Below are 25,718 nucleotides of genomic sequence, written 5' to 3'. Positions count from 1 at the left end.
TACCCTTCGTTCATCCCGCCGGCCTCTGCCTGGCTCAGACACGGGCCCTTTGCACAGTGGCTGGTACGGGCCGCACGCCCGCGGCGGATTGTAGAGTTGGGCACACACTACGGCTTTTCCTATTTCGCGTTCTGCGAAGCCGTAGCCGCAGCTGGATTGCAGACGGAATGCTTTGCCGTCGACACTTGGCAGGGTGACGAGCACGCAGGCCTTTACGGCGAAGAGGTCTACGATCGCGTCACCCAAGAAAATGTGCACTACAGTTTCAGCACTCTTCTGCGCAAGACCTTCGCCGAGGCGCTCAACGATATTGAGGACGGTTCGGTCGATCTGCTTCATGTGGACGGGCGGCATTTCTACGAAGACGTGAAGGAGGACTTCGAAAGCTGGATACCGAAGCTTTCGCGACGCGCCATCGTGCTCTTCCACGATACCGAGGTCCGCAACCGCGGTTTCGGTGTATTCCGCTACTGGGAGGAACTTGTCAAACAGTTCCCCGCGGTCAACTTCCCCTACCAGCACGGGCTGGGTGTGCTCTTCTTCGGAGACGAATTTACCGACGAGATCGCAGAGCTCGTGGACCTGCTTACCACCACCATGGGACGAGAGCTCGTTACAAGCTTCTTTACCCTCGCCGGTGAAAGGTTCTTCTTGGAACAGCAGATCACGGCGCTATTGGCACAAGTCGCCGGACTCGGTTCCGACGCACTTCTACCAGACTCCCCTGCCGCACCTATGCCACGCGAAATCCAGGCGTTGCCCGATCGTGTCATTTCCGTCATGGCCAAGCGCGACGCGATCTTTGCCGACAAGCTCTCGATCAAAGAGGGAGAACTCCGCAACAAGGACCGCTCTATCGCCGAATTGGCGGACGGACTGCGCCGGGCCCAGAAGCTCTTACGCAAACCTATGCAGTCTGCGCTTCGCCGAAATCTGGCGAAATTCGCAGTCAAGCACCTGTTCATGCTGTCAGACGAACAGCGCGACCGTCTAACCGCGTCGATCGCTAAGCGCGAATATCGCACGATGTTCGGACTTCTCGACCCGAAAGGTCAGTTCCGTCCTTCCGCCGCGACCACGCTTGCTGCTGTCGCCCCCCCCCCGGCACGCCTGGTGCCGGTCGATCCCAAATTCTCGCCAGAAGCATCCGAAGCCTGGAAGGCCACGCTGCGGGGGACGGTCGCACGTTTGGCGGCTGATCCACCGCTCGTCTCAATCATTATGCCAACGAAGAACCGCCTGCATGTCATTGAACATGCGATCCTCTCGGTTCTCGCACAGAACTACGGCAATTGGGAACTCATCATCGTCGACGACGGATCAAGCGACGGCACAGTAGAGGCAATCCCCGAACGCTGGACCGATCCGCGGATACGCTTGCTTCACACCGAAGGACGCGGCGTCTGCGCAGCCCGTAACACTGGCCTCAAAACGGCTCAGGGCGACATCATTGCCTATCTGGACGACGACAATCGCTGGCGTCCGGATTATCTTGAGATCACGTTGCTCGAAATGCTCCGCTCCGGAGCATCGTGCTGCTATTCGGCCGTGCGCAGACTCCACAGCGGCTTCGACAATCCCGAAGTCGCGGATACGCTTTGGGTCGCCTTCGACTTACCGCGGCTGAAACTCGCCAACTACATCGACCTTAACGTCTTCGCCCATCGCCGACACGTCTTTGAGGAGTTGGGTGGTTTCGACGAGACGCTGCGCCGAATGGTCGACTGGGACCTGATCATCCGCTATTGCGCTGTGCACCCACCCGCGCTCTGCAATTCGATTGGAGCTGACTACGACAATTCCCACAATGCCCAACGGATATCGGTCACGGAGCATATATCGTATCTGTTCGTTGTGCGAAACAAGCACATGATAGACTGGGCTGGGCTGCGCAGTTCGGTGGGTGCGCGCGACCCCGAACTCGTGTCAGTGATTATCTGCGTCTATAATAACCCAGAACTCACCGATAAATGCCTGACCTCGATCTTTCGACATGAGGCAGGCCTGCCGTTTGAGGTCGTCGTCGTCGATAATGGCAGCAACGCGCAGACGGTTGACCTGCTGCGTGACTGGGCGGAGCGCGAGCCGCGGATAAAACTGCTACTCAACCCCGAAAACATGAACTTCTCTCTTGGGAACAACCTCGGCTTTGCGATGAGTCGGGGCGAGAAGGTCGTGTTCTTGAACAATGATACTGAAGTGACGCCGGAATGGCTGCGCTCCTTGCTGGCCCCGCTCGAACGAGAAGAGATCCGGGCTGTGCAGCCAAAGCTCGTCTTCCCGGATGGGACAGTGCAGTCCATCGGGTTGATATTCAGTGATCACTCACCCTTTGCCTACGGTCTTTACACTGGTCGTCCGAGTGATGATCCGCTGACCGGGCGCCGGCGCTGGTTCAAAGCGCTGACCGCGGCCTGCATCGCGCTGCGCGCCAGCGACTTCGTCGAAGCCTGTGGCTTCGACCCACTCTTCGTCAACGGGCAGGAGGATGTCGACCTATGCCTGCGAATCGGTCAGGGCAAGCCGGTCTTCACCTGCGCGACGGACTCCGTTGTCATTCACCACGAGGGCAAATCCGAGGGCCGTGGCAAGGCCATCCCGGTAAACCGCGCCATCTTCGCCGAACGCTGGAGTGGCAAAATCATAGGTGATGATAAAGCGCATTACGACGCCGATGGCGTGGTCGTCGAGAGCTATGCGCCGAGTTCCATGCAACTTGCGAAAATGGGCCTCGCGACGCAAATCCCGAGGTTGGTATATCCCCGCCCGCCGGCGCCGGCATTAGCGGTGGGTGTCACCGCGCTTCGGCTTCGAATTCCTTGCCCACGTCCGCAGCTGAAAGACCGCTGGGGGGACTATCATTTTGCCGTTGCACTCGCCAAGTCGTCAGCCCGTCTCGGCCTTGAGACACGGATCGACTTCCTTGAAAGTTGGTCGGACCCAGCCGCGAAGGGTGAAGCGGATTTGGTGCTCCGCGGCCTTTCAATGTTCCCAACTCCCCCGGCGGGCAGCACTGGACCCCGCCTGATGTGGATGATCAGCCATCCTGACAAAGTCACCGAAGAAGAGATCGACGGCTATGACAGTGTTTTCGTCGCCTCGGACCACTGGGCAAGGGAACTGGGTAATCGCGGACTGAAGCCCACCATCCGCCCACTCCTGCAATGCACCGAGACAGAGCGATTCAATCTCGACGCCCGTATTGGAGCGCCGCGTCATGAGCGGCTCTATGTAGGAAACTCTCGCAAGATTCTGCGCAGCACTATTGCTAAGGCGATCGCGGAGGAGGTGCCGCTCGATATCTACGGCGAGATGTGGGAGGGACTGGCCCCTTCCGACTGGATAAGGGCTGAGAACGTAGCAAATATCAGGCTACCCGCCTACTACGCTGCTGCCGGCGTCGTTCTCAACGATCATTGGGACTCGATGCGAAGCTATGGCTTTGTTTCGAACAGGATCTTCGACGTGCTGGCGACCGGTGCACCGCTTCTGACCGACAGCGTGGCCGCGATGCCGGAGGAAGTGCGGGCCGCCTGCACCATCCTTGAGGATGGTGCATCGCTGCGAGCTGGGATTGAAGCGGCGAAGACGCGTCGCAGCCAGGCAGAGAGGGAAGAGATCGCGGACTGGATCACCCAGCAGCACAGCTTCGGTGCCCGGGTGCGCGAAATCTGCGCCGCCCTGCGTTAAGCGACACGGCGTTCCTCGGCTCAAGCCGAGGAAGCAGCCCCCTACCAGCCAAAGGCGCGTCAGATGACACAAGAAGCGCGATCCAGCGTCGGCTACGTCGAATCCATTGTCATATGTGGAACGACCCGCCAAGCAACGGCCCCAAGTCGACATGCATGCTATGACCTTTCCTGACGCTGCCTACATTATTCGCGATAGGTCTCGAAGCCTCGAAGGGAGAATATCTGGAGGTCTTCGTCACTCAGAAGCTGTCGGGTTGAGGGGTTTGAGGGCGCTCTGGTCACCAGCGGCCGTTCGTTATCCAGCGCGACTGCTCAGCCCACGTATGAACCCCCGCAACTTCGACCGCCGCGCGGCATTGAACAGGACATGCGGCAGGAGAAGCTTCGAGTATGTTGATTTCCGCTGAGAGCTGACCCGGGATTGAGGGATTTTTCCATTGAGAAGTGACCCATGTTTGAACCCACCCCTGCTGGTTGATTGCAGGGGACTTTGGAGTGATAGACATGGCGTTACTGAGCGTTATCCGACGCTGGCATCTGCGAGATGGACATTCGATCCGGGAGATTGCACGGCGCACGGGACTGTCGCGGAATACGATCCGCAAATACCTGCGATCAGGTGAGGTCGAGCCCCGCTTCAAGGCGCCGGAGCGGCCGAGCAAGCTTGATGCCTATGCCGAGCGGCTGTCTGCCTGGCTGAGGACGGAAGCAAACAGGCCGCGCAAGCAGAAGCGCACGATCAAGCAGTTGCACGCCGATCTGATGAGCCTCGGCTATGAGGGCTCATATGGTCGTGTCGCCGCCTTTGCGCGGGCCTGGAAGGAAGAGCGCCAGCGTCAGATGCAAACGAGCGGGCGCGGCACCTTCGTGCCGCTGGCGTTCGAGCCCGGGGAGGCCTTCCAGTTCGACTGGTCGGAAGACTGGGCGGTCATCGGCGGCGAGCGCACCAAACTTCAGGTGGCGCACTGCAAGCTCAGCTACAGCCGTGCCTTCATCGTGCGGGCCTATCCGCTGCAAACGCACGAGATGCTGTTCGACGCCCACAACCACGCCTTCCGGGTTCTGGGCGGCGTTCCCCGGCGCGGGATCTACGACAACATGCGCACGGCGGTCGACAGGATCGGCCGCGGCAAGGAGCGGCAGGTCAATGCCCGCTTCTCGGCCATGGCCAGCCATTATCTGTTCGAGACCGAGTTCTGCAATCCGGCTTCGGGCTGGGAGAAGGGACAGGTCGAGAAGAACGTCCAGGATGCGCGTCACCGGCTATGGCAGCCAATGCCGCGCTTTCCATCGCTGGAGGCCCTAAACGACTGGCTGGAGCAGCGGTGTCGGGAGCTGTGGCAACAGATTCCCCATGGCCTCCGACCCGGCACGATCGAAGACATCCGGGCCGAGGAAGCACGGTTCCTGATGCCCATGCCACGCCTCTTCGACGGCTTCGTCGAATACACCAAGCGGGTCTCTCCGACCTGCCTCGTCCATTTGGAGCGCAACCGCTACAGCGTGCCGGCGTCCTTTGCCAACCGGCCGGTTAGCCTCCGGGTCTATCCGGAGCGGATTGTGGTTGCCGCGGAGGGGCAGATCGTGTGCGAGCACCGCCGCATCATCGAGCGGTCGCATGACGGCCCCGGTCGCACCGTCTACGACTGGCGTCACTATCTGGCGGTCATCCAGCGCAAGCCCGGTGCTCTGCGCAACGGCGCTCCCTTTACTGAACTCCCCGAAGCCTTCAAACGGCTGCAGCAGCACCTGCTCAGGAAGCCCGGCGGCGACCGCGAGATGGTCGAGATCCTGTCGCTTGTCCTGCAACATGACGAGCAGGTCGTGCTGACGGCAGTGGAGATGGCCCTGCAGGCTGGCGTGCCGACCAAGGTCCATATCCTTAATCTCCTGCATCGGCTGGTCGACGGCAAGCCGATCACGGCACCCGTCGTGGATGCGCCGCAGGCGCTGAGCCTGGTCAAGGAGCCACAGGCCAATGTCGAGCGCTACGATGCGCTGCGCCAGGTTCGGGAGGTGCGTCATGCGTCATGATCCCGCCAGCGGCGCCATCGTCATCATGCTCCGGAGCCTCAAGATGCACGGCATGGCGCAGGCCGTCGCCGAGCTCACCGAGCAGGCTTCTCCCGCCTTCGAGGCCGCCATCCCGATCCTGTCGCAGCTGCTGAAGGCCGAGATGGCCGAGCGAGAGGTCAGATCCGTGGCCTATCAGCTCAAGAGTGCACGCTTCCCGGTCTATCGCGACCTGGCAGGCTTCGACTTCGCCAGCAGCGAGATCAATGAAGCCCTCGTGCGTCAGCTCCATCGATGCGAGTTCATGGGCGATGCCAACAATGTCGTGCTTGTCGGCGGCCCTGGCACCGGAAAGACCCACGTCGCCACCGCCCTTGGCGTGCAGGCGGTCGAGCATCACCGCAAGCGTGTGCGCTTCTTCTCCACCGTCGAGCTTGTCAACACGCTCGAGCAGGAGAAGGCCCAAGGCAAGGCCGGCCAGATCGCCAACCGGCTCGCCCATTCCGATCTCGTCATCCTCGATGAACTCGGATATCTGCCCTTCAGCGCGTCAGGCGGGGCGCTGTTGTTCCATCTACTGAGCACGCTCTACGAGCGCACCAGCGTCGTCATCACCACCAACCTCAGCTTCAGCGAATGGGCGACCGTCTTCGGTGATGCCAAGATGACGACGGCGCTGCTCGATCGCCTCACCCATCATTGCCACATCTTGGAAACCGGAAACGACAGCTTCCGCTTCAAGAACAGCTCAGCACAGGCCGCAACGAGCAAGAAGGAGAAAGCCGCCCCTTGACCAAAACCTAAGACCCAAACCATACATGAAGGCGGGTCACTTCTCGGCGAAAATCCCGGGTCAGCTCTCAGCGGAAATCAACAGCCAGTCGAGATCGTGGCTGACATAGGCTCGCCGCCGCTCGATCCGGCCGTGATCGGCGTCCGTGGTCTCGAAGACGGCCAGTTCGCCGCGGATCGCCGGATCGGCAAAATACTCCTTGACCATCCGGTGCAGCGCCGGGCGGTTGCTCTTGAGCCGAAGCAGATAGTCGCCGCCCCGATCGAGGATCAGCTGAGCCGTATCGTTCTGGCAATGGAGGGCGTCGGCGGTGACCAACTGACCCGTCAGGTCCAGGCAGTTCAGCAATGCCCGGGCCGCCAGGATCTCGCTGTCGCCCTCGCTCACCCGGAAGCTCTCCTGGCCAATCACCGTGTGCGTTGCCGAGGCAAAGGCGGTGACCACCGCCAAGGGGCAACGAGAGGCGGCCGTGTCGAACGAGCGCCGCAGCGTCTTTCCGTCGATCGCCACAACGCCGGCGCCCGCCGCCCCCAAATCCGTTACGAACCGGCCAAAGCACGCCGCAAACGCATCCGGGTCCAGAAGCCGGAAGATGCGCGAGAAGGTGTCATGGCTCGGAACGCCATTCTCCAGACGCAGGAATGCCCCGAACAGGTCCGCCCGATCAACCGCAAAGTCGGCGAAGTCCGAGCACGTCTCCGCACCGCATACCGCCGCCGTCAGTGCCATCACCAGCACCTCCAGCAGGTCATGACGCTGCGCATTGCCGGTGCGCGGATCGGGAAGACTTTCAAAGGCACGAGCAAACCAGGACATGAGACCCCCCAAATCAAGGAAGCCTCCCAAAGAATCAATTCCGGCCCAATCCGCCACTCCTTTTTTCAAATGCGATTCCCCTGCGAACTCTACCGGCAGGTGATTGCCAGTCGGGCCGGGCGGCGCAGAGATTGACCGTATCGATGAATTGGCGTGACAGGATTGGCGAAGCTGCGGAATCGACGCGTTCAACGGAGCAGCCTTCGCTCCAGAAAGGACTGCATGTCCCGCCGTCCGTCGGTAATGCAGTAAATGATCACATCATCCCCGACGGTGCGGTAAATCATCCGCCATGGCTTGTGATGCAACTCCCGATATTCAGCCATGCCAAGCCCGCCCAACTCCTTCGGGACATTTCCCCGCTCCGGGAATGCTTCAAGCGCAAGACACGCCGGCTCGATTTCGCCGAGAATCCGGTCGGCAGTCTGCACACCGTCACGACCGGCAATGAAGCGGTAGACATCTTCGAGATCCTGCTCTGCATCGTCCGCAAAGAGAACGCGGTGCGACATCAGGCTTCGGGCTTTGACAGCCGAGTACGAAGGCGGGCAAAGGCCTCAGTGGCTGGACGAACCTTTCCCTCCACGACTTTGCGGTTGGTGAGCGCCAAAACCTTCAACAGGGCCAGCGTCTCCTGGATTTCCTCATATTGCATAACATCCTGAAGCACGGCTTTTGCCTCACCGTGCAGCGTGATGACCACAGGCTGCCGGTTGTCTCCAAGCTGGCGGATGACTTCCGGCGCATGTGCCTTGAGATAGCTGATGGGCTTGACCTGTTCCGATAGCTTCATCAATTCGATCCCCTTTTGACCAGAATATGGACCGTTAATAGTCCATATGGAAGTGGCTTCGCTCGCGGCGCCAGTCCAGGGGGTAGGGACACAAGCGGTACTACAAACTGTTCGGTGACCCCGTGGCCACCTAGAGCAACCCCGTCTACCTGCCTGCCAGAGCATACACGACGCGTGCCAGATAATCCCGTGTGCGGAAGGATAAGGCTCCGAGCCGCTTGAAGGCCGGAATTTTGACACTGCCATAGTCCTGGCGGCTCCCCACAGTCGTAATGGATCGGCTCTCACCCTCGAAAGCAACGAGAGGATGGCGGGTGGTAAATGTTTCCACCCCGGTCGCCCAACCGCGATCGAGCGCCACGTCATAGGGCAGAGACATGGGATCGAGCTTTTGCAAAAGCTGTCCGGCCGCCTGCCGGGTCACGACGTAACACGCGGATGAGCCCTGCGGTCCATGCATGCAGCGGCCGTAGTCGTCACCCAGCCGCGAAGTGCCGTATCTGACGAAACCCTTGACGCGATGATTGACCAGTTTGAGGAGGCCCATGCTGGGGCGAGCCTCGAACAGCGCCCTGACACGCTTCTCCAGATCTCCGTTAAGGACGACATCGTCCTCGGCGATGACGGCCAGTTCGTCGCCATTCTCGACGATTTCAGCAAATGCCCTCAGATGGCTGCGATAGCAGCCATACTCGCCGGCAAGCGCGACCTTGCCATGATTGCGCCGAAACAGGCCCGCGTCGAACCCGACCCATGCATCGGGCGGAATTTCGGCACCGTCGACGGCAGCGACACGTCGGATAAGCGATTTCGACTGTCTGGCGCTCGCCGAGATTTTCTCCCATCGCTCCTTCGATCGATCGAGATTGATCACCAGTATGGGCAGCATCCGAGGTCTTTCAGTTCCAGGGTCTCGCGAACGGTCATGATTCAATGGCAGGTTGATATCCCAAGCCAGACCGGCCGTGAAGGCCGGTCTCCGGCAGATATGGCCTGGTGCGTCTCAACCACGGCGCAGTGATCACGGCTTTGCCGAGGCAAGGTCAGGGTTCCATTGACGCGCGCGCAAAGATTGCCAGTCTGCTGTCGTGAAAGACAACGGGGTTCGGAAGATTGGCAACGAGACGGAAACTGTCCCGCGACATTTTCAGGGCGCGGCTGGCGAAGAGGGAAGAACTCGAAGCGAAGATCGCCAGGCTGATCGGCGAATTGCTGAAGGAGCATGACCCGACCCTGCAGCTGCCCGGTGTCCGGACGGCATCGGAACTGGCCGCGCAGATCGCGGCGCAGATCGCCGTCCAGCCTCAATCCGTGCAGCGTTCCATGGCCGCGCTGGAGGATCATCTCACCGAACTGGCGACGGATTTCGTCGCCAATGTCGTGGAGACGGCACAGGGTTCGCTTGACCACGGCATCCGGCGCTTCCAGGCGGCCGCACCTTCCGAGCCCGACGGGCTGCAACTGCCCGATGACTGGGCCGGCCCCGTTGCAGGCCCCACGCTGATCGAAAAACATTTCGGGATCAATCGTTCCACGCTGCATCGATGGCACAAGCGCGGCGAGTGTATCGCCCTGAATGCCAGGACCAGCAAGAAGCCCGTTTTCCCGCTCAGGCAGTTCCTCGACGGACGCCCGGTCGATGGCCTCGCGGAGGTCATTGCCATCTTCAAGGATCAGCGGGATGCATGGCAGTGGCTTGTTGCGCGAAACGTTGCGTTGGGTGGCAATGCTCCGATCGATCTGCTGATCCAGGGCGAACAGCAGCCAGTCATCGAGATGGCCCGTCGTTCGAAAGCCTGAGAATCAAGAAAAGGGCCCGGCAGTTGCCTGCCGGGCCCTTCTGTTCAGACGGTGAAACCGATCTTAGAACGAACGCTGGAAGCGGAGGTAACCGCCCCAGAAGTCTTCCGAGTTGTCGAAGTCGTCCTTCGCGGAGACATAGGCAACTTCCGGACGGATGACGAAGCCCGGAACGATGTTGTAGCGAACGCCAACAACAGCGGCGAAGGTCTCGACGTCGTCATAGGAGAGCTGCACGTCGAGCGCGGCCTTCTCGGTGAAGCGGTACTGACCGCCGCCCCAGACGGCCCAGTCGCCTTCCCAAGTGGCGTAGTAGCTGCCAATTTCGCCGATATCGTTGTCGGCGCCGGTGAAGCCAGCCATCGCCCACAGGCTCAGAGCGTCGTTGACATTGACGTCGACGCGGACCTTGCCGGAGACTTCTTCATAGTTCGAGTCATAGGCGACGACGCCGGCGATCTTGCCCCAGCCCTGCGTCCACGAGGCGCCAGCCACGACATGCGGGACATAGGAGTCGAGCGCGCCGTCAAAGCCGTTGCCGTCTTCAACACCGAGCGTGGCGGAGAAGCCGTTGCCGGCGTCGAAGGTGTAGGCGATGTAGTGCGACTTGCCCGGCGTGAAGTTGACGAGGTCGTCGTTGACGACGGTGCCGGCCGAGTCGGTCAGCGATTCGAACAGCGAGTCGGAGTAGGCGACGGTCAGGCCACCGAGCTGGATGATGGCATGGTCGATGTTCCAGCGATTGCCGCTCGTGGTTTCGCTGTAGAGGAAGGCATCCTGGTCATCAAACACATTAACCGCATTGATGCGCTCGTTGAAGTTCAGGGCGATGTAGCCGCGCAGGGTGCCGTATTCGGTCTCGGCACGGGCATCCATGTTCACCTGGACACGCATCTGCTTGAAATAGGTGTCGTTGGTGTCGATGGTGCCGTCGGCAAGGGCGGCTCGAATATCCCCGTCGGTAGCACCAGGATTGTCACGGACAAAGTCGGCAAGGTCCTTCTTGTCGACGACGTCGTTGTGACCGAACAGGTCGCCCACGCCGACGTCGTAGCGCAGATAGCCGCCGACCTTGAGGCAGGTCTCGGTGCCCGGGATGTAGTAGTAGCCAGCGCCGTAGACGTCGCAGATGCGGACGTATTCAGCGGGTTCCGGCTCGGCGACGACGATGGCGTCGGCGGCGCGCGCACCGGAAACTGCGACGAGGGCCGCAGCGGAGCCGAGAAGCAGGCTCTTGATGTTCATGTGTCTCTCCAGTCCAAAACTGAATGGTTTCTTGGTTGCCCGAGGGCAGTGATTGAAAAGATCGTGCGAGTCGCCCCTCTTTCCGGCTTGATTGATTTCCCACCGGGGCGATTCATTCAAGCCGAATTTGCCTCGTCAGGCTCCTGGCCGCCGCCATTCGGGAGGGCATGTGGCAATTTTGACACGATTGAGGCGGCGGCCTTAACAATGTGGTAAGGATTGACGTCGCCTGAACCGCTGGACCACGCGGCAGCATTATGCTTGTTTGCGGCTCTCGATCTCCAGTCGAGACGGGGCTTCGTGGGCCGTGCATTCCCTGCGACGCCGACGAAGCCCCACCCCTTGCCTTCCCGCATCAAGACGATCGCCTCCGGGCGACGCGCTCAGGGCTTGGGCGGATCGGTATCGGACTTCTCTGTCCGAGCCATGCCCGGAAATGGGTGATGAGGTCGATCAGGCGGCGCGGTTGGCTGATGCCGCCGGGTCGGCGCCACCGTCGGTGAACTGACGCCGGAGATGACCGTCGGCCACCGATTTTCACCCTTTTTCAGAGAGGGCACGGGTCCAGTTCGCTTCCCACTACCATTTTTTAAGTTTTTGATTTTACACGAAAATTGACCGGTTAACAGGCTCGGAAAGCTCCGGGCCGTACTTCGTTTCATGCCAATATGCGTGGGAATGCCACGGTACGGACTTCCCATTCGGCCGGCCGACAACGGCCGCCGCTTCATGCAGGCCCGCCTTCCGTTGGATTTGTGCCGCCTTGTTCCGGAAGGCGGTGCCGCCTACTCCCTGCGATAGGGCATCATCAGCGCGTCGGGCTGGTTGGCCTTGCCCAGAAGGCCCGACATGGCGATCACCGTGAGCAGATAAGGCAGGGCCAGCAGCAATTGCGGCGGCAGGCCGACCTGGAACAGTTGCAACGACAGTTGCAGCGCGTCCGCGGCGCCGAACACCAATGCCGCCAGTGCCGCCTTGTACGGGTTCCAGCGGCCGAAAATCACGATGGCGAGCGCGATGAAGCCCTGGCCGGCAATGATCGTTTCGCGGAAAAGGCCGACCTGCGCGAGAATGAGATACGAGCCCGCCGCCCCGGCAGCCGCGCCGGATATCAGCACGCCGACATAGCGCATGGCCGATACGCTGATCCCGGCCGTGCTCGCCGCACGGGGATTTTCCCCGACCGCGCGCAGCCTCAGCCCGAGCTTGGTGCGGTAGAGCACGAAGCCGGCCACGGGCACCAGAAGCATGACGGCATAGAGGAACACCGTATGCCTGAACAGGATGGGCCCAAGCAACGGAATCTCGGACAGGAACGGTATGGCGATCGGCTCGAACATGACGATTTTCTGCGGCCCCGAAACCCCGCCCATGAAAAGCCGGTAGAAGTAGCTCGCCAGGCCGAGCGCCAAGATGTTGAAAATGATGCCGACAACCACCTGGTTCGCCTGCACCGAAACATACATCCAGGCCAGGAACAGGCTGGCGGCAAGGCCGGCCAGCATGGCCGCCAGCAGGCCCATCACCGGGCTTCCGGTCTGCAGCGCGACCAGGTAGCTGGCGACCGCGCCGATCAGCATGGTGCCTTCTATGCCGACATTGAGGATGCCCGAGCGCTCGGCGAAGATCTCGCCCAGGGCCGACAGCAAAAGCGGCCCGGCAAGGCGCACGGCGGCCGCCAGCCAGGCGACGAGAAAGGTGGAGAGGACGAGATCCGATTCCATCTACTTCCTCCCGGCTTCCGTCATGATGACACGACCCGGCCGGCACGGGGTCGAGGGCCATCTGATCGCGTAGTAGCGCAGCAGGTCGCTGGCCAGCACGAAGAGCACGATCAGGCTCTGGACGATGAAGATCACCGAAGCCGGCAACCCCGCCTGCCGCTGCATGGCGTCGGCGCCGACCGACATTCCGGCATAGAGCAGGGCGGCAATCACCGCGCCGAGCGGATGGAGCTTGCCCAGCAGCGCCGTGACGATGCCGATGAAGCCGGTGCCTTCGGACAGGCCGTCGACCAGCCTGTGGTGCACGCCGAGCACCTCGACCATGCCTGCGAGCGATGCCAGCCCGCCGGCCAGCAGGGCGGCGATGATCTGCCGGCTGCCGACATTGATGCCGCCATAGCGCGCCGCCTTCGGGTTCAGCCCGGTCACCACCAGCTCGTAGCCGACACGGCTGCGAAGCAGCAGCAGCCACACCGCAACCGCCGCAACCATGGCGATCAGGATGCCGGCATGGGCCCGCGTTCCCTCCAGTATCACGGGCAGCCAGGTCTCCTGCGGCAGGCGCGGGCTGGCCGGCAGCTCGCCCTTCGCCCGCAGCGGTCCCGACACCAGATATTGCACCAGGAAGATGGCGATATAGTTCATCATCAGCGAGGTGATGACCTCGTTGCCGCCGAAACGGCTCTTGAACAGGCCGACGATTCCCGCCCAGACGGCACCCGTCAGCATCGCGACGAGAACGGCCAGCGGCAGGAAGACGGCAAAGGGCAGCGGCCCGATCGCACCGCCCTCGGCAACCTGGAGCGAGAACCAGGTGGCGCTGGCGGCCCCGACCAGCAGGCAACCCTCGAAGCCCAGATAGGCAAAGCCGGTACGCCAGGCGCAGATCGTGCCGAGACCGATGAGGATCAGCGGCGCGGCCTTGACCAGCGTGAAGCCGAAGCCGCGCCACGTGGCGAAGCCGGCCTCGAACAGCGCCCCATAGGCCTGGAACGGATTGGCGCCGAAGGGCAGGAACAGAAGCCCGCCGATCACCAGCGCCAGCACCACCGACAGACCGGTCGCAAGCGCCACCGCGGTGAAGGACGCCGCCGGCGTGGTCCGGCGCTCGATCAGTTTCCTCATGATGCTTTCTCCAGATCGGCGTCAGCCTGGCCGGCGCCGGCCATCATCATGCCGATCGAGGCAAGCGAGGCGTCCTTTGCCTCGACGATGCCCATGATGCGGCCCTCATAGATGACGGCGATGCGGTCGGCGAGGTTGAGGATCTCCTCCAGTTCGGCGGAAATCAGCAGGATCGCCTTGCCGGCATCGCGCTGGGCGATGATCTCGCGCCAGACCGCCTCGATCGCGCCGACATCGAGCCCGCGCGTCGGCTGCTCGACGATGATGGCCGCCGGGTCGCGCATCACCTCGCGGCCGAGGATGACCTTTTGCAGATTGCCGCCAGAAAGCTTGCCGGCGATGTAGGCAGGGTTTCGCGGCCGGACATCGAAGCGCTCGATCAGCCCCGAGGCGAAGCCGGCGATCTTCTGCTCGTCCATCAGCCCCATGCCGTTGGTGAAGGCACCCTGGCGGCCGAGAATGGCGTTGCGCCCGATCGACAGGTCGGTCAGGGAGCCGACATGGCGCCGGTCGGCGGGCACATAGGCAAGGCCGTGCCGGTGGTGTTCCGCCGGCGATGCGCATGTCAGGTCGATATCGCCCAGCAGCACCCTGCCCTGCCGCACCGGCCTGAGGTTCATGATGGCCTCTGCAAGCTCGGACTGGCCGTTTCCGTCGACACCTGCGAGGCCGAGAATCTCGCCCTCGCGCACCGTCAGATCGACACCGGCGACGGCGCTGTGCCCACGATGATCGGCGACATGCAGCCCCTCGATGCGCAGCACGTCCCTGCCCGCCGGCCGCGCGGCCTTGCTGGCCCTCAGTGACACGTCGCGGCCGACCATCAGCCGCGCGAGCTCGTCCTCCGAGCTTTCGGACGTCTTGACGGAGGCCACGACCCGGCCGTCGCGCATGATCGTCACCCGATCGCTGATGGCCATGATTTCCTTGAGCTTGTGGGTGACGATGACGATGGAGCGCCCATCGGCCGCAAGCTCGCGCAGCACACAAAACAGCGCTTCGGTCTCCTGTGGGGTCAGCACCGCCGTGGGCTCGTCGAGAATGAGCAGGCGCGCGTCACGGTAAAGCAGCTTGAGGATTTCGACACGCTGCTGCACGCCCACCGGCAGGTGCTCCACAAGCTGCCAGGGATCGACCTGAAGGCCATGGCGCTGTGAAAGCTCCTTCAGCCGCACCGCCGCGGCCTTGAGGTCGACCATCGGCCCCTTGCCGGCATCGAGGCCCATCACCACGTTCTCCACCACGGAGAAACGCCGCACCAGCATGAATTCCTGGTGGATCATGCCGATGCCACGGTCGATCGCATCGCGGGTGTGGCGGATGCGCGCCGGCTGGCCCTCGATCAGGATCTCGCCAGAATCCATGGCATACTGGCCATAGACGATCTGCATGAGCGTGCTCTTGCCGGCACCGTTCTCGCCCAGCAAGGCATGAATCTCCCCGCGCCCGACATCGAAGTCGACACGGTCGTTTGCCACCACGGATGCAAATCGCTTGACGATCTGCCGGGCGGTCAGGAACGGCGCCATCTTATCCTCCCTGCAACGGTGCCAGCTTCCCCTCGGCTCTCATGGCCGAAAAGGCCCGCCCGGCCTATAGCCGAACGGGCCTTCGATATCACGGCACGAGCGCGGCCACGTCGATGCTGCCCTCGCCGAGCTCTGCCCATACAGCCTGGAATTTCTGCCAGTTGTCATCCGACACGAGACCGGGATTGTAGTCGCCCATCGATGCTGCCCTGGGCGCCCACATCTCCGTCACCTTCGGCTTCCACTCGACGCCGCCCTCGAAGCTTCCGTCGGCGACCGAGCCGGCCACTTCCTTGACCATCCAGGCCAGGTTCATCACGAAGCTGGTGGCCATCTTGTCGGGTGCCAGTTCGGTCTGGTCCGAATAGCAGCCGATGACCGTCGCGCCGCCGGACACCGCGCCCTGGATGGCGCCGAGACCGGTGACGTTGGCGCCATGCCAGATGACGTCCGCGCCATTAGCGACCATGGTCTCGGCCGCCTCCTTGCCGCGCGCCGCATTCTCATAGTCGCCGGTCACGACGCCGAGGCCCCTGATGGCGGGCACGGCTTTCTCGGCACCGGCGATGAAGCACTTCATCATCCGCTGCTGGGTCGGGTTGTCGCCGCCACCGACGAAGCCGACGGCCTTGCCGTTCTTCGAAATCAGCGCGGCGAGCGTGCCGGCGCCATAGGCGGCAGGGAAATAGGCAAGGTCGATATAGCGCACATTCTCCGGCACCTCGCCCTCGGGCTTGAAGGTGGAGGCGAAGAACTTCTGGTCGGGATAGTCCGGCGCGATCTCGATGAACGCACTGCCGAATTCGAAGCCATGGCCGATGATGAGATCGTATCCGTCATCGGCATAGCCCTGGACCACCTGCGGAATCTTGGCCTGGGTGACGTTCTCGGCGTAGGCGACCTCGAAATTCCCGGTCTCGCCCAGCGCCGTCAGGCCCTCGTAGGCCGGCTGGGCCCATCCCCCGTCGGTGATGGGCCCGGTCATGATCAGGGCGACGCGGACGGGGTCCGCGGCGGCCGAACGCTTCACGGAACCCGCCAGCCCCAAGGCTGCCGCGGATGCCGTCAATGCGGTGTGCTTGAGAAAATTCCTGCGTGTCAGCATTTCGAACCCCTCTTTTGTTGGTGTTGGCAAGACTGCAGGCTTCCAGCGGCTTCTATCCGGCGCGGCGGGCCAGCAGGTTCTCCTTGAGCGTCTTGAGGAAGGGGATGTCGTCGAGCTGGTCCTGCTGCACCACGTCCCAGGCCACGCCGGTGGGCTGCGGATAGGGCGAGCGGGTCTCGATGACCTCCTTCTCGGTGACGATCCAGTTCAGCGCCGAATCGTGCTTGAGCATGATGATGCGGTCGTCGTCCACCACCTGGGTGGAATGGACGGTGGTGACGATCGGCGTGTCCGGCGAGACCTTGCCCAGTTCGCGGAAGATGCCGAGCTCGAGGTCGGCAAAGCCGCCGCCCTTGCCGGTGCGTCCGCCCTGCCGGGTAACGCCGACGCAGCCGACGATAACCACATCGAGCTCCATCATGTCCTCGAACGCCACCGGCTCGCCATGCTCGACCGCGCCCTGGGACGTCGCGGCCAGCTCGAACTGGACGTTGTTCTTCGCCAGCTTCTCGGGATCGAGCAGCACGAAGGGGAAGCCTTTCACCAGTTCCGGCACCGGCGTGTAGAGCAGCTTGCCGTCATAGAGGGCACGCAGCCTGGCCGGAATCTGGGGCGGGTCGGGATTGCACTTGACCACCTTGGCCTTCTTCCAGAAGGACAGCTCCGACAGCCGCTTGGCGGCCTCGTCGGCGCCGACGAAATTGGGGATGCGGCTCCACACCGGGCCGACATTGTAGTTGCCGCGCTCAAGCGCCCCCCAGACCTCTTCGCGCAACACGTCCTTGTCGGTGTTGCGGCCGGCCCATCGGCCGAGCTTCTCCGTTTCGCTAACCTGCATGTGAATCTCCTGTTTCCATCGTGTCGAGGCCACGGCCGACGGCCCGAATTGGTCACTGCAGCAACAGGAGAAAGGTGGCACCCCCACCCGCATATCGAAAGTGGCATGCAGCGAAAGAAGTTTATATCGATTCGATTATAGTACTGCGGCCGGACGGGTCGCGAGGGCGCGCGCCACCCCGATGATCTGGTTGCGCAGCCAATTGTTCTCGGGCGCGGCATGGGCCCGCTCATGCCACAGCAGGTAGAACCGCATCTTGCCGAACTCGGCGGGCGCGTCGATGGTGCGGATCGGCAGGAAGGCCGAATAGTGCTGGGCGAAATGGCGGCTGCTGGTGAAGACGAGGTCGGACGACAGCAGCACATAGGGCACGAGGTTGAACTCCGGCACCATCACCCGGATATCGCGTTTCAGCCCCAGTTCCGCCAGCCGCCCGTCGATCGGTCCCGGATCGGCCGAAGACATCGGCACCGGCGCCAGATGCTCCACCTCGAGATACCGGGCCATGGAAAGCGATTGCGCCGCCGCGAGCGGGTGCTGCTCGCCCATCAGGCAGACGATGTCGTCGGCCATGAGATGCACGGTCTTCAGGTTCTGCGGCGGGCTCGGCCAATTGCCGATGACGGCATCGAGCTCGCCCCGCTCCAGCGCCGCCGCATAGTCGTAGCCCTGCTCGATGGAGCGGATGGTCAGCCGGATTCCCGGCGCGGCCGTCCGCATCTGCGCGATCAGCCGGGGCAGGAAGAACGCCTCCATGCAATCGGCGGAGGCGATGTGAAAGGTCCCGCTCGCTTCGGCCGGCACGAAGGTCCTGGCCGGGCTGACGACCTGCTCGATACCGGCAAGCACGGCGCGGATGGGCTCGACCATGCTTCTCGCCCTTTCGGTGGGCACCAGCTTCGCGCCGCTGCGCACCAGCAGCGGGTCACCGACCAGTTCGCGCAGGCGCTTGAGCACCAGGCTGACATAGGGCTGCGACTGGTTCAGGATCTCGGCCGTGCGGGTGACGCTGCACTCCTCGATCAGCGTCAGCAGAATGCGCAATTGCCGGGCGTCGATTTGCTTGTCTTCGGACTTGAGCACGCGGGTCTCCGAAAGCCTGGCGATCTAAATGACACTCCCGCCAGGTCATGGCAATGCGAAGCGCACTCGTATCACCAACCCGCATGGACCCTGCCTAAGCAGCCTGCAAGACAGGACCGCCTGCGGCATCACCGTGGAGGCAATGCCGCAGGCATGGGTCGAAGGTCTGGCGTCACCGCTGATAGGCGAGTTCCGGTACGTCCAGCGGCCGGATCAGCATCGCCGAAACCATCGAGACCAGCGCCGCGAACACGACATAGCCCGCCAGCAGCCAGGGCGTGCCGTCTCCGAAGTCGATCAGGTAGGTCGCGATGATCGGCGTGATGCCGCTCGCGAAGATTCCCGAGAACTGGTAGACGAAGGAAATGCCCGTATAGCGGACCTTCACGTCGAACAGGTCCGAAAACAGGGCCGCCTCCGGGCCGTAGCACATGGCATAGATGATGCCGAACGGCACGACCAGCGCCAGCCCGATCCACAACAGGTTGCCGCTGCCCATCATCATGAAGGCCGGGAAGGTCACCAGCGCCAGAAGCAGGCTGCCGATGGCATAGGTCTTCGGCCGTCCCCAGTGGTCCGACAGCTTGCCGAAGACCGGGATCGACACGACCATGACGATTGCCGACAGGCACACCAGCACCAGCGCGGTGGTGCGCTCGACATTCGCGTATTTCGACAGGTAGACGATGGAGAACACCGCGAAGACGTTGAAGAACACGCCGTCGATATAGCGCGCGCCCATGCCCAGCAGGATGTTCCTGGGATATTTGCGGATCATCTCGGAAAAGGGGATCTTGACCTCCTCCTGCTCCTCCTTGACGGCGGCGAAGGCGGGTGTCTCGGTCACCTTGAGACGGATGTAGAGCCCCACGACGATGAGCACGATGGAGCCGACGAAGGCGACGCGCCATCCCCAGGCCATGAAGGCTTCGTTGGGCAGCAGGCTGAGAAGCGCCACGACGCCCGACGACAGGCACAGGCCGAGCGCCAAGCCGATCTGCGGGATCGAGGCATAGTAGCCGCGCTTGTTTTCCGGCGCGAACTCATAGGCCATCAGCACGGCGCCGCCCCATTCCCCGCCGATGCCGATGCCCTGCGCGATGCGCAGGATGAGCAGGGCTATGGGTGCGGCGACCCCGATCTGCGCGTAGGTCGGAAGCAGGCCGATCAGGACCGTCGCGACGCCCATGATGAGGATGGTGAGGACCAGCATCTGCTTGCGCCCTATCCTGTCCCCGAAATGGCCGAAGACCACGCCACCGAGCGGCCGGGCGACGAAGCCCACGGCAAAGGTCGCATAGGCCAGGACGGTCGAAACCAACGGGTCGGTGGTCGGAAAATAGAGCTGGTTGAATACGATGCCGGCAACGACGCCGTACAGGAAGAAGTCGTACCACTCGATGGTCGCACCGATCAGCGACGCGAATACGACTCGCCTTACTTCCTTTTCACTTTCGGTTCTTTGTTTCTTGATCATGGCTCTCCTCCCATTGGCCAGAAACCTATTCCTTGAGAAATTCGGGCAATCTCTCCCCGATCATGATTGCCGGCAGGTTGGTGTTGCCGGACACGATGCGCGGCATGACCGAGCAATCGGCGATCCACAAATTGCCGATCCCGCGCACCTTCAGGTCGGGGCCGACCACCGCGAGCGGGTCGTCCTCGCGCCCCATGCGGCAGGTGCTGGTGGGATGGAATATCGTGGCGCCGTTGCCGCGCGCGAATTCGAGGATGTCCTCATCGCTCTGGGCTGACGGGCCGGGCAGTTCCTCGCCCTCTATCAGTCCTTTCAGCGGATCGGTCGCGGCGATCCGGCGGGCGAGCCGTATCGCCGCCACGGCCGCCTTCCGGTCGTTTTCCTCGGACAGGTAATTCGGGTGGATATGGGGCTGGTCGCCCGGATCCGCCGAAGCCAGCCGTATCTGCCCCCGGCTTTCGGGGCGCAACTGGCACACGGACATGGTGAAGCCGGAAAAGGGGTGCACCTTGCCGCCGGCCATGTCGGCCGAAAGCGTGGCGACATGGAACTGGACATCGGGACGGTCCGAGCCCGGCGTCACGCTGGTGAACAGGGCGCCCTGGTTGATGCCGACCGCAAGCGGGCCGGAGCGCGACAACAGCCACTGCAACCCGATCTTGATCTTGCCCGGAAGGCTGTTGAGATCGTCATTGGTGGTGATGGGCCGGTTGCAGCGGAAGATCAGCCGGAACTGCAGATGGTCCTGCAAATTGCCGCCCACGCCGGGCATATCCGCCAGGACATCGATGCCGTGCTCCTTCAGATGCGCGGCCGGACCGAGACCGGACAGCATCATCAGATGCGGGGTATGCACGGCCCCCGCCGACAGGATCACGCCTTTTCGCGCGTCCATGCGCAGCGTCTTGCCGTCGCGCCGATAGTCGATGCCCTCGGCGCGGCGTCCCGCGAACCGGATGCGGGTCACCCTTGCGTCGGTCACGACGGTGAGGTTGGCGAGCCCGCGCGCCGGGCGCAGATATCCAACCGCAGCACTGCTGCGCAGACCGCTTCGCGTGGTGAGGTGGTAATAGCCGGCCCCCTGCTGGTCCGGCCCGTTGAAATCACTGTTGCGGGGGATGCCCAGATTGCCCGCCGACGCGATGAAGGCGTCGATCAGCGGATGGCCGCGGCGGATGGGGTCGACACGGATCGGCCCGGACTTGCCGTGATAGTCCGGATTGACATCGTCCGTGAACGTCTCGGACTTCCGGAACCACGGCAGCACCTCGCGGAAGCTCCATTGCTTCCCGCCATATTCGGTCCACTCGTCGTAGTCCTGCGCCTGTCCGCGAATGGCGATGAGGCCATTGATGGACGAACAGCCGCCGAGCACCTTGCCGCGCGGCCAATAGATCGGGCGGCCGTTCATGTTCGGATCGGGCTGCGTATAGAGCTTCCAGTTGACGCGCTCGTCCCACATGGTCTTGCCATAGCCCAGGGGGAGATGGATCCAGGGACTTGTGTCCCGGGGGCCGGCCTCGATCAGGGCGACGCGGAACCTGCCGTCTTCGGAAAGCCGCGCCGCGACCGCGCAGCCTGCCGAACCGGCACCGATCACGATGTAGTCGTATTGCGCTTCGCTCAATTCAACTTCCTCCCACCGCCAAAAGCCGGCAAAGAGGCATCGTGTGTCAAAACTTTATGAGTTCGTTCGTCTCACTGGTTGAGATCATGACAAAAATATGCAGGATTTTTTCATCGAGATTGTTTGCTGTCTCACTGGATGAGACAAGGAGGCACCATGAACGCGCAGGCCGATCCCTCAAGTTCCGCCATCACCCGCAGCCTCAACATCATCGAGCTGATCGGCCTGGCGGACCGTCCGGTCACCTTGCCGGAGCTGGCCGGGCATATCGACATGCCGAAGGCCACGTTGCATCGCCTGTGCCAGCGGCTGGTGGACGAGGGCTTCCTGTTCCGCGAGCCCGACGGGCGGCATTACTCGGTCGGGCCGCGCCTGTTCCGCATGGGCCTCAGCATCGTGCGGCTGGGGGTCGGGACCCAGCGGCACGCGATCCTCCAGCAGGTCGTGGACATCACGGGAGAGACCTGCAATTTCGTGACGCGAACCGGCACCGAAGCGATCTACCTGGCCCGCGTCGAGGCCAACTGGCCGCTGCGCGTGCATCTGGAGGTGGGCTCCAGGGTTCCCCTGCACTGCACGGCCAGCGGCAAGCTGTTGCTGGCCCACATGGACGAACAGCAGCGACAGAAGCTTCTGTCGCTCGTGACTTTGGAGCGGTACACCCCGACCACCCTGAGCGCGCCCGAGGCGCTGGAGTCGGAATTCGCCGCCATCCTGCGCAACGGCTACAGCACCGACCGGGAGGAATTCATGGTCGGGCTCATCGCCATCGCGGTGCCGGTCCTGGACCGCAACGGGCGGGTCGTGGCCTCCCTCGCCTGCCATGCTCCCAAAGCGCGGATGAGCCTTGAGAAGGCAAAGCGCTACATCCCCGTGTTGCAGGCCGCCTCGCGAAAGCTGTCCCAGACCTTCTGAGCGTCAGCGCAGCCCGGCGGCCACCAGGGCGCTGGCGCCGGAAAGATCGCCCAGCTTCTCGCCCGCTTCGATGCGGCCGCGATTGCGGTTGGCGCGCGCCTGCCGGGCTGCACCTTCCTCCAGCACCTGCGGCGCCTCGTCCGGCGGCAGAACCAGCACGCCGCAATTGTCGAGCATCACCACATCGCCGGGCAATACCGGCACACCGCCGCACGACACCGGCTTGTTGAGGCTGCCACCGAGATCGTTGAGCCTTGTGGTGATGCCCGAAATCCCGGTGCAGAACACCGGCAGGCCCACCTCGACGATCTCTTCGGCGTCGGTGCACGGTCCATCGAGAACGACGGCGATGGCCCCCGCCACTTTGGCGGCGAAAGCCACGCCCCCACCCAGGCAGGCGTGGCGGGTGTCGCCCAGACGGTCGATGACCAGCACGTCGCCCGGTCTCACAACTGACAGGGCGTGGTGCAGAAGCGTCGAATCCGTGGCAGGAATCGCCACGGTGATGGCGGTGCCGACAAGCGTATGCCCAAGCGGCGCAAGGGGGCGCAGGCGGTGGCTGACGAAGCCGCGATGGCGAAAATGGCCGATGGTGGCGATCTCCACCGCCCCCAGTCCCTCGATAAGCGTCTGGTCGATACGGTTCGGCTCGGCGCCGACATGGTATTTCTGCATGGGCTGGTTCCTTTATTCGCCCGCCGGCAGCGGCGGGATATCCGGGGCATTTTGCCAGTCGCGTCCCGGAACGGCCGCCAGCAGCGCGCGGGTATAGGGCTCGCGCGGCGCGGCGAAAAGCGTGGCGGGCTCGGCCTCCTCGATCACCTTTCCCTGCCGCATCACGGCGATCCGGTCGCAGACCCGCGAGGCGACCCGCAGGTCGTGGGTGATGAACAGCATGCCGAACTTCAGCCGCTCCTGCATCCTCGCCAGCAGGTCGAGGATCTGCGCCTGCACGGAGACATCGAGCGCCGAGACGCTTTCGTCCGCGATCAGCAATTCGGGCTCCACCGCGAGCGCACGCGCGATGCAGATCCGCTGCCGCTGGCCACCCGAGAATTCATGCGGGAAACGGGAAGCGGCGGATCGGTCGAGACCCACGGCTTCCAGCAGATCGAGAGCCCGTTCGCGTGCCTTGTCGCGGGACAGGCCGTGGATCATCGGCCCTTCCGCGATGGCGGAGCCCGCCGCCTGACGGGGATCGAGGGCGGTATAGGGGTCCTGGAACACGATCTGCACCCGGCGGCGGGCCGCGCGCAGCGCCGCGCCCTTCAGTCCTGTGAACTCTCCGCCGGAAATGATCACGTCGCCGCTGTCCGGCTCGATCAGCCGGATGACGCATTGCGCCAGCGTGGACTTGCCCGAACCGCTTTCGCCGACCAGCCCCACCGTCTCGCCGCGGCGGATGGCAAGGTCGACATCGTCCACCGCCCGCACCTCGCGCGCCGTTCCGAGGATGCTGCGTGTGCGGAACAGCTTGTCGATGCCGGTCGCTTGCAGCACGGCCTCGCCGAGACCGGGGCGCGAGCGCCTCGGCTCCAGCCTCGGCACGGCCGCCAGAAGCTTTTTGGTGTATTCGGCCTGAGGATTGGACAGCACCTGCGCCGCCGGGCCGATCTCGACCAGCCTGCCATGGCGCATGACGGCCACCCGGTCGGCGATCTCGGCCACGACGCCGAAGTCGTGGGTGATGAACAGAATGCCGGTGCCGTGTTTTTCGCGCAGGTCCAGCATCAGCTTCAGGATCTGCGCCTGCGTGGTCACGTCCAGCGCGGTGGTCGGCTCGTCGGCGATCAGCAGCGCCGGGTCCAGCGCCAGCGCCGAGGCGATCATCACCCGCTGGCACTGGCCGCCGGAAAGCTGGTGCGGATAGGCGCCGAAGATCTCTTCCGGGCCTGGCAGGCGCACCTCGTGGAACAGATCGATCACCCGCTTCCTGATTTCCGCGGCGGGAAGGTCGGTATGGAGACGGAACGTCTCCGACACCTGTTCACCGACCCTGTAGATCGGGTTGAGGGCCGCGATGGGTTCCTGGAAGATCATCGCCAGCCGGCTGCCCGCCATCTTGAGGCGCACCGAACTCGGCAGGGTCAGCAGGTCCCTGCCCTCGAACAGAACCTGCCCACGCGCTGGCGGCAGATTGGGCGGAAGAAGGCCCATCGTCGCCATGGCGGTCAGCGACTTGCCCGATCCGGTCTCGCCCACGATGCAGAGGATCTCGCCCTTGGCCAGCGTCAGCGACAGGTCCTCCACCGCATAGGGCCGGTCCGCGCCCCCGGGCAGCGGCACGAACAGGTTGCGGATATCCAGCAGCGGCGCGCTCATTCCACCACCTCGGCAAGCGGGAGGGCAAAGGGCTGGCGCGGATCGCACCGGCGCATGTGGTCGACGAAGCGGGCGACGAAACCGGTGACGTGATCGAAGATGCGCGCCCCGGCCTCGGCCGAGGCCAGCATGGCATCGCCGGCCAGCATCCCGTCGGCATTCACCTCCTGCGCGTCGAGCGGCAGGTTCACCTGCGCGCCCTCGAACGTCACGCCGGCGACGGAGGCTCCGGGCAAGCCGAAGGCCGTGGCCGCGCTCGAAGGACGGATCAGGTCGGGGCGCATCTTTTCGGGATAGAGATAAAGGCCCAGCGACGTCAGCGGATCGGCGCCGTGCCCCCGGGCGCGGGCCGCGTCGGGGCCATGGATGTCCGACCAGAGGCTGTCAGGGATCGAGCGCCACAGGTCGATCGAGGCCACCGCCACGCCGCGCTCACGGCGCACCTTGCGCTGCACCTGGTCGATGAGGGTGGAATTGGTGGTGTGGCCGTTCAGGATCACAAGCCTTTCGATGCCGTGGTCGAGAAACGCGCCGAGCATATCCTCGACCAGCGCGGTGAAGGTCGCGGCGCGCAACTGGATGCCGCCGGGAAAGCCTCGGAAGAATTCGGCATAGCCGAACGGCACGCAAGGAGCCGCGATGGCGCCGGAAAGCTCAGCCGCCTTGCAAGCGACCGCATCGGCCAGCATGTAGTCGCCCATGGGCGCATGCGGCCCCTGCTCCTCCTGGCTGCCGAACGGCAGGAGGATCACGGTTTGCGGGGTGAGACGGTCGCGGAATTCCGCGACCGTCATGTCTTTCAGGGCGTGTTTCGACACCTG

At 63.4% G+C, this 25,718-nt stretch carries 20 protein-coding genes and 1 pseudogene; 5 read left to right on the top strand and 16 right to left on the bottom strand.

Annotated elements, in window-relative coordinates; translation table 11 throughout:
* Positions 1–96: 96 nt before the first annotated feature.
* The 3 genes from ABID37_RS09760 to istB all read left to right on the top strand — a co-directional run bounded on the left by ABID37_RS09760 (position 97) and on the right by istB (position 6,498).
* Positions 97–3,690: a glycosyltransferase gene (locus ABID37_RS09760; protein WP_354194091.1), complete on the top strand. Its 3,594-nt coding sequence runs from the start codon at positions 97–99 to the stop codon at positions 3,688–3,690.
* 506 nt (positions 3,691–4,196) lie between these two features.
* Complete coding sequence (gene istA, locus ABID37_RS09755) at positions 4,197–5,726, top strand: IS21 family transposase (RefSeq protein ID WP_133676467.1); 1,530 nt, start codon at positions 4,197–4,199, stop codon at positions 5,724–5,726.
* Positions 5,716–6,498: an IS21-like element helper ATPase IstB gene (gene istB, locus ABID37_RS09750; RefSeq protein WP_035028556.1), complete on the top strand. Its 783-nt coding sequence runs from the start codon at positions 5,716–5,718 to the stop codon at positions 6,496–6,498. Before istA ends, istB begins: the two co-directional genes overlap by 11 nt.
* A gap of 81 nt (positions 6,499–6,579) precedes the next feature.
* On the opposite strand, the pseudogene ABID37_RS09745 reads toward istB, so the two are convergent.
* The 4 genes and pseudogenes from ABID37_RS09745 to ABID37_RS09730 form a co-directional block, all read right to left on the bottom strand.
* Positions 6,580–7,314, bottom strand: a pseudogene (locus ABID37_RS09745) (ISAs1 family transposase); the annotation flags it as partial.
* 188 nt (positions 7,315–7,502) lie between these two features.
* Entirely contained in the window at positions 7,503–7,826 is a 324-nt protein-coding gene (locus ABID37_RS09740; protein ID WP_354194088.1) for a type II toxin-antitoxin system RelE/ParE family toxin, read from the bottom strand.
* Entirely contained in the window at positions 7,826–8,107 is a 282-nt protein-coding gene (locus ABID37_RS09735) for a type II toxin-antitoxin system Phd/YefM family antitoxin (protein ID WP_354194086.1), read from the bottom strand. Before ABID37_RS09735 ends, ABID37_RS09740 begins: the two co-directional genes overlap by 1 nt.
* A 145-nt stretch (positions 8,108–8,252) precedes the next feature.
* Complete coding sequence (locus ABID37_RS09730; RefSeq protein WP_354194084.1) at positions 8,253–8,996, bottom strand: glycosyltransferase family 25 protein; 744 nt, start codon at positions 8,994–8,996, stop codon at positions 8,253–8,255.
* Between the two features lie 320 nt (positions 8,997–9,316).
* On the opposite strand from ABID37_RS09730, the gene ABID37_RS09725 reads away from it, so the two are divergent.
* Positions 9,317–9,907: an antitoxin Xre/MbcA/ParS-like domain-containing protein gene (locus ABID37_RS09725; protein ID WP_354194082.1), complete on the top strand. Its 591-nt coding sequence runs from the start codon at positions 9,317–9,319 to the stop codon at positions 9,905–9,907.
* A gap of 63 nt (positions 9,908–9,970) precedes the next feature.
* On the opposite strand, the gene ABID37_RS09720 is transcribed toward ABID37_RS09725, so the two are convergent.
* The 9 genes from ABID37_RS09720 to ABID37_RS09680 form a co-directional block, all read right to left on the bottom strand.
* Positions 9,971–11,152, bottom strand: a complete 1,182-nt coding sequence (locus ABID37_RS09720) for a porin (RefSeq protein WP_354194080.1) — start codon at positions 11,150–11,152, stop codon at positions 9,971–9,973.
* 785 nt (positions 11,153–11,937) lie between these two features.
* Entirely contained in the window at positions 11,938–12,876 is a 939-nt protein-coding gene (locus ABID37_RS09715; protein ID WP_354194078.1) for an ABC transporter permease, read from the bottom strand.
* The gene (locus ABID37_RS09710; RefSeq protein ID WP_354194076.1) at positions 12,877–14,001 is read right to left on the bottom strand and encodes an ABC transporter permease; all 1,125 of its coding nucleotides are present in this window, start codon (positions 13,999–14,001) and stop codon (positions 12,877–12,879) included. It abuts the gene before it with no gap.
* Positions 13,998–15,530 (bottom strand): ABC transporter ATP-binding protein, encoded by a 1,533-nt coding sequence (locus ABID37_RS09705; protein ID WP_354194074.1) that lies wholly within the window; start codon positions 15,528–15,530, stop codon positions 13,998–14,000. The genes ABID37_RS09710 and ABID37_RS09705 overlap by 4 nt, the downstream gene beginning before the upstream one ends.
* 88 nt (positions 15,531–15,618) lie before the next feature.
* Positions 15,619–16,635: a BMP family protein gene (locus tag ABID37_RS09700; RefSeq protein ID WP_354194072.1), complete on the bottom strand. Its 1,017-nt coding sequence runs from the start codon at positions 16,633–16,635 to the stop codon at positions 15,619–15,621.
* Positions 16,636–16,687: 52 nt separating this feature from the next.
* Entirely contained in the window at positions 16,688–17,473 is a 786-nt protein-coding gene (locus ABID37_RS09695) for a 5-formyltetrahydrofolate cyclo-ligase (protein WP_354194070.1), read from the bottom strand.
* 135 nt (positions 17,474–17,608) lie between these two features.
* Positions 17,609–18,556, bottom strand: coding sequence for a LysR family transcriptional regulator (locus ABID37_RS09690; protein WP_354194068.1), 948 nt, complete (start codon positions 18,554–18,556; stop codon positions 17,609–17,611).
* A gap of 172 nt (positions 18,557–18,728) precedes the next feature.
* Entirely contained in the window at positions 18,729–20,033 is a 1,305-nt protein-coding gene (locus ABID37_RS09685; protein WP_354194066.1) for an MFS transporter, read from the bottom strand.
* 25 nt (positions 20,034–20,058) lie between these two features.
* A complete protein-coding gene (locus ABID37_RS09680; RefSeq protein ID WP_354194064.1) occupies positions 20,059–21,660 on the bottom strand; it encodes a GMC family oxidoreductase in 1,602 nt (533 codons plus the stop codon).
* A 156-nt stretch (positions 21,661–21,816) separates the two neighbouring features.
* On the opposite strand from ABID37_RS09680, the gene ABID37_RS09675 reads away from it, so the two are divergent.
* A complete protein-coding gene (locus ABID37_RS09675; RefSeq protein WP_354194062.1) occupies positions 21,817–22,575 on the top strand; it encodes an IclR family transcriptional regulator in 759 nt (252 codons plus the stop codon).
* 3 nt (positions 22,576–22,578) lie between these two features.
* Here ABID37_RS09675 and ABID37_RS09670 read toward each other — a convergent pair whose 3' ends face one another.
* Genes ABID37_RS09670 through ABID37_RS09660 form a run of 3 tightly spaced genes read right to left on the bottom strand, consistent with a single transcriptional unit; the run spans position 22,579 to position 25,715 of the window.
* Positions 22,579–23,250 (bottom strand): RraA family protein, encoded by a 672-nt coding sequence (locus ABID37_RS09670; RefSeq protein ID WP_354194060.1) that lies wholly within the window; start codon positions 23,248–23,250, stop codon positions 22,579–22,581.
* Positions 23,251–23,262: 12 nt separating this feature from the next.
* Positions 23,263–24,897: a dipeptide ABC transporter ATP-binding protein gene (locus ABID37_RS09665; protein ID WP_354194058.1), complete on the bottom strand. Its 1,635-nt coding sequence runs from the start codon at positions 24,895–24,897 to the stop codon at positions 23,263–23,265.
* Entirely contained in the window at positions 24,894–25,715 is an 822-nt protein-coding gene (locus ABID37_RS09660) for a creatininase family protein (RefSeq protein WP_354194056.1), read from the bottom strand. The genes ABID37_RS09665 and ABID37_RS09660 overlap by 4 nt, the downstream gene beginning before the upstream one ends.
* Positions 25,716–25,718: the final 3 nt, after the last annotated feature.

The sequence above is a fragment of the Aquamicrobium terrae genome (assembly GCF_040545735.1).
Classification (GTDB): Bacteria; Pseudomonadota; Alphaproteobacteria; order Rhizobiales; family Rhizobiaceae; genus Mesorhizobium; species Mesorhizobium terrae_A.
This window is presented reverse-complemented; position numbering and strand designations above follow the sequence as displayed.

What these genes read in the sequence shown, in the direction of transcription:
- istA (WP_133676467.1), top strand. Translation starts at nt 4,197, where the DNA reads ATGGCGTTACTGAGCGTTATCCGACGCTGGCATCTGCGAGATGGACAT.
- istB (WP_035028556.1), top strand. Translation starts at nt 5,716, where the DNA reads ATGCGTCATGATCCCGCCAGCGGCGCCATCGTCATCATGCTCCGGAGC.
- ABID37_RS09740 (WP_354194088.1), bottom strand. Translation starts at nt 7,826, where the DNA reads ATGTCGCACCGCGTTCTCTTTGCGGACGATGCAGAGCAGGATCTCGAA.
- ABID37_RS09735 (WP_354194086.1), bottom strand. Translation starts at nt 8,107, where the DNA reads ATGAAGCTATCGGAACAGGTCAAGCCCATCAGCTATCTCAAGGCACAT.
- ABID37_RS09730 (WP_354194084.1), bottom strand. Translation starts at nt 8,996, where the DNA reads ATGCTGCCCATACTGGTGATCAATCTCGATCGATCGAAGGAGCGATGG.
- ABID37_RS09720 (WP_354194080.1), bottom strand. Translation starts at nt 11,152, where the DNA reads ATGAACATCAAGAGCCTGCTTCTCGGCTCCGCTGCGGCCCTCGTCGCA.
- ABID37_RS09715 (WP_354194078.1), bottom strand. Translation starts at nt 12,876, where the DNA reads ATGGAATCGGATCTCGTCCTCTCCACCTTTCTCGTCGCCTGGCTGGCG.
- ABID37_RS09710 (WP_354194076.1), bottom strand. Translation starts at nt 14,001, where the DNA reads ATGAGGAAACTGATCGAGCGCCGGACCACGCCGGCGGCGTCCTTCACC.
- ABID37_RS09705 (WP_354194074.1), bottom strand. Translation starts at nt 15,530, where the DNA reads ATGGCGCCGTTCCTGACCGCCCGGCAGATCGTCAAGCGATTTGCATCC.
- ABID37_RS09700 (WP_354194072.1), bottom strand. Translation starts at nt 16,635, where the DNA reads ATGCTGACACGCAGGAATTTTCTCAAGCACACCGCATTGACGGCATCC.
- ABID37_RS09695 (WP_354194070.1), bottom strand. Translation starts at nt 17,473, where the DNA reads ATGCAGGTTAGCGAAACGGAGAAGCTCGGCCGATGGGCCGGCCGCAAC.
- ABID37_RS09685 (WP_354194066.1), bottom strand. Translation starts at nt 20,033, where the DNA reads ATGATCAAGAAACAAAGAACCGAAAGTGAAAAGGAAGTAAGGCGAGTC.
- ABID37_RS09675 (WP_354194062.1), top strand. Translation starts at nt 21,817, where the DNA reads ATGAACGCGCAGGCCGATCCCTCAAGTTCCGCCATCACCCGCAGCCTC.
- ABID37_RS09670 (WP_354194060.1), bottom strand. Translation starts at nt 23,250, where the DNA reads ATGCAGAAATACCATGTCGGCGCCGAGCCGAACCGTATCGACCAGACG.
- ABID37_RS09665 (WP_354194058.1), bottom strand. Translation starts at nt 24,897, where the DNA reads ATGAGCGCGCCGCTGCTGGATATCCGCAACCTGTTCGTGCCGCTGCCC.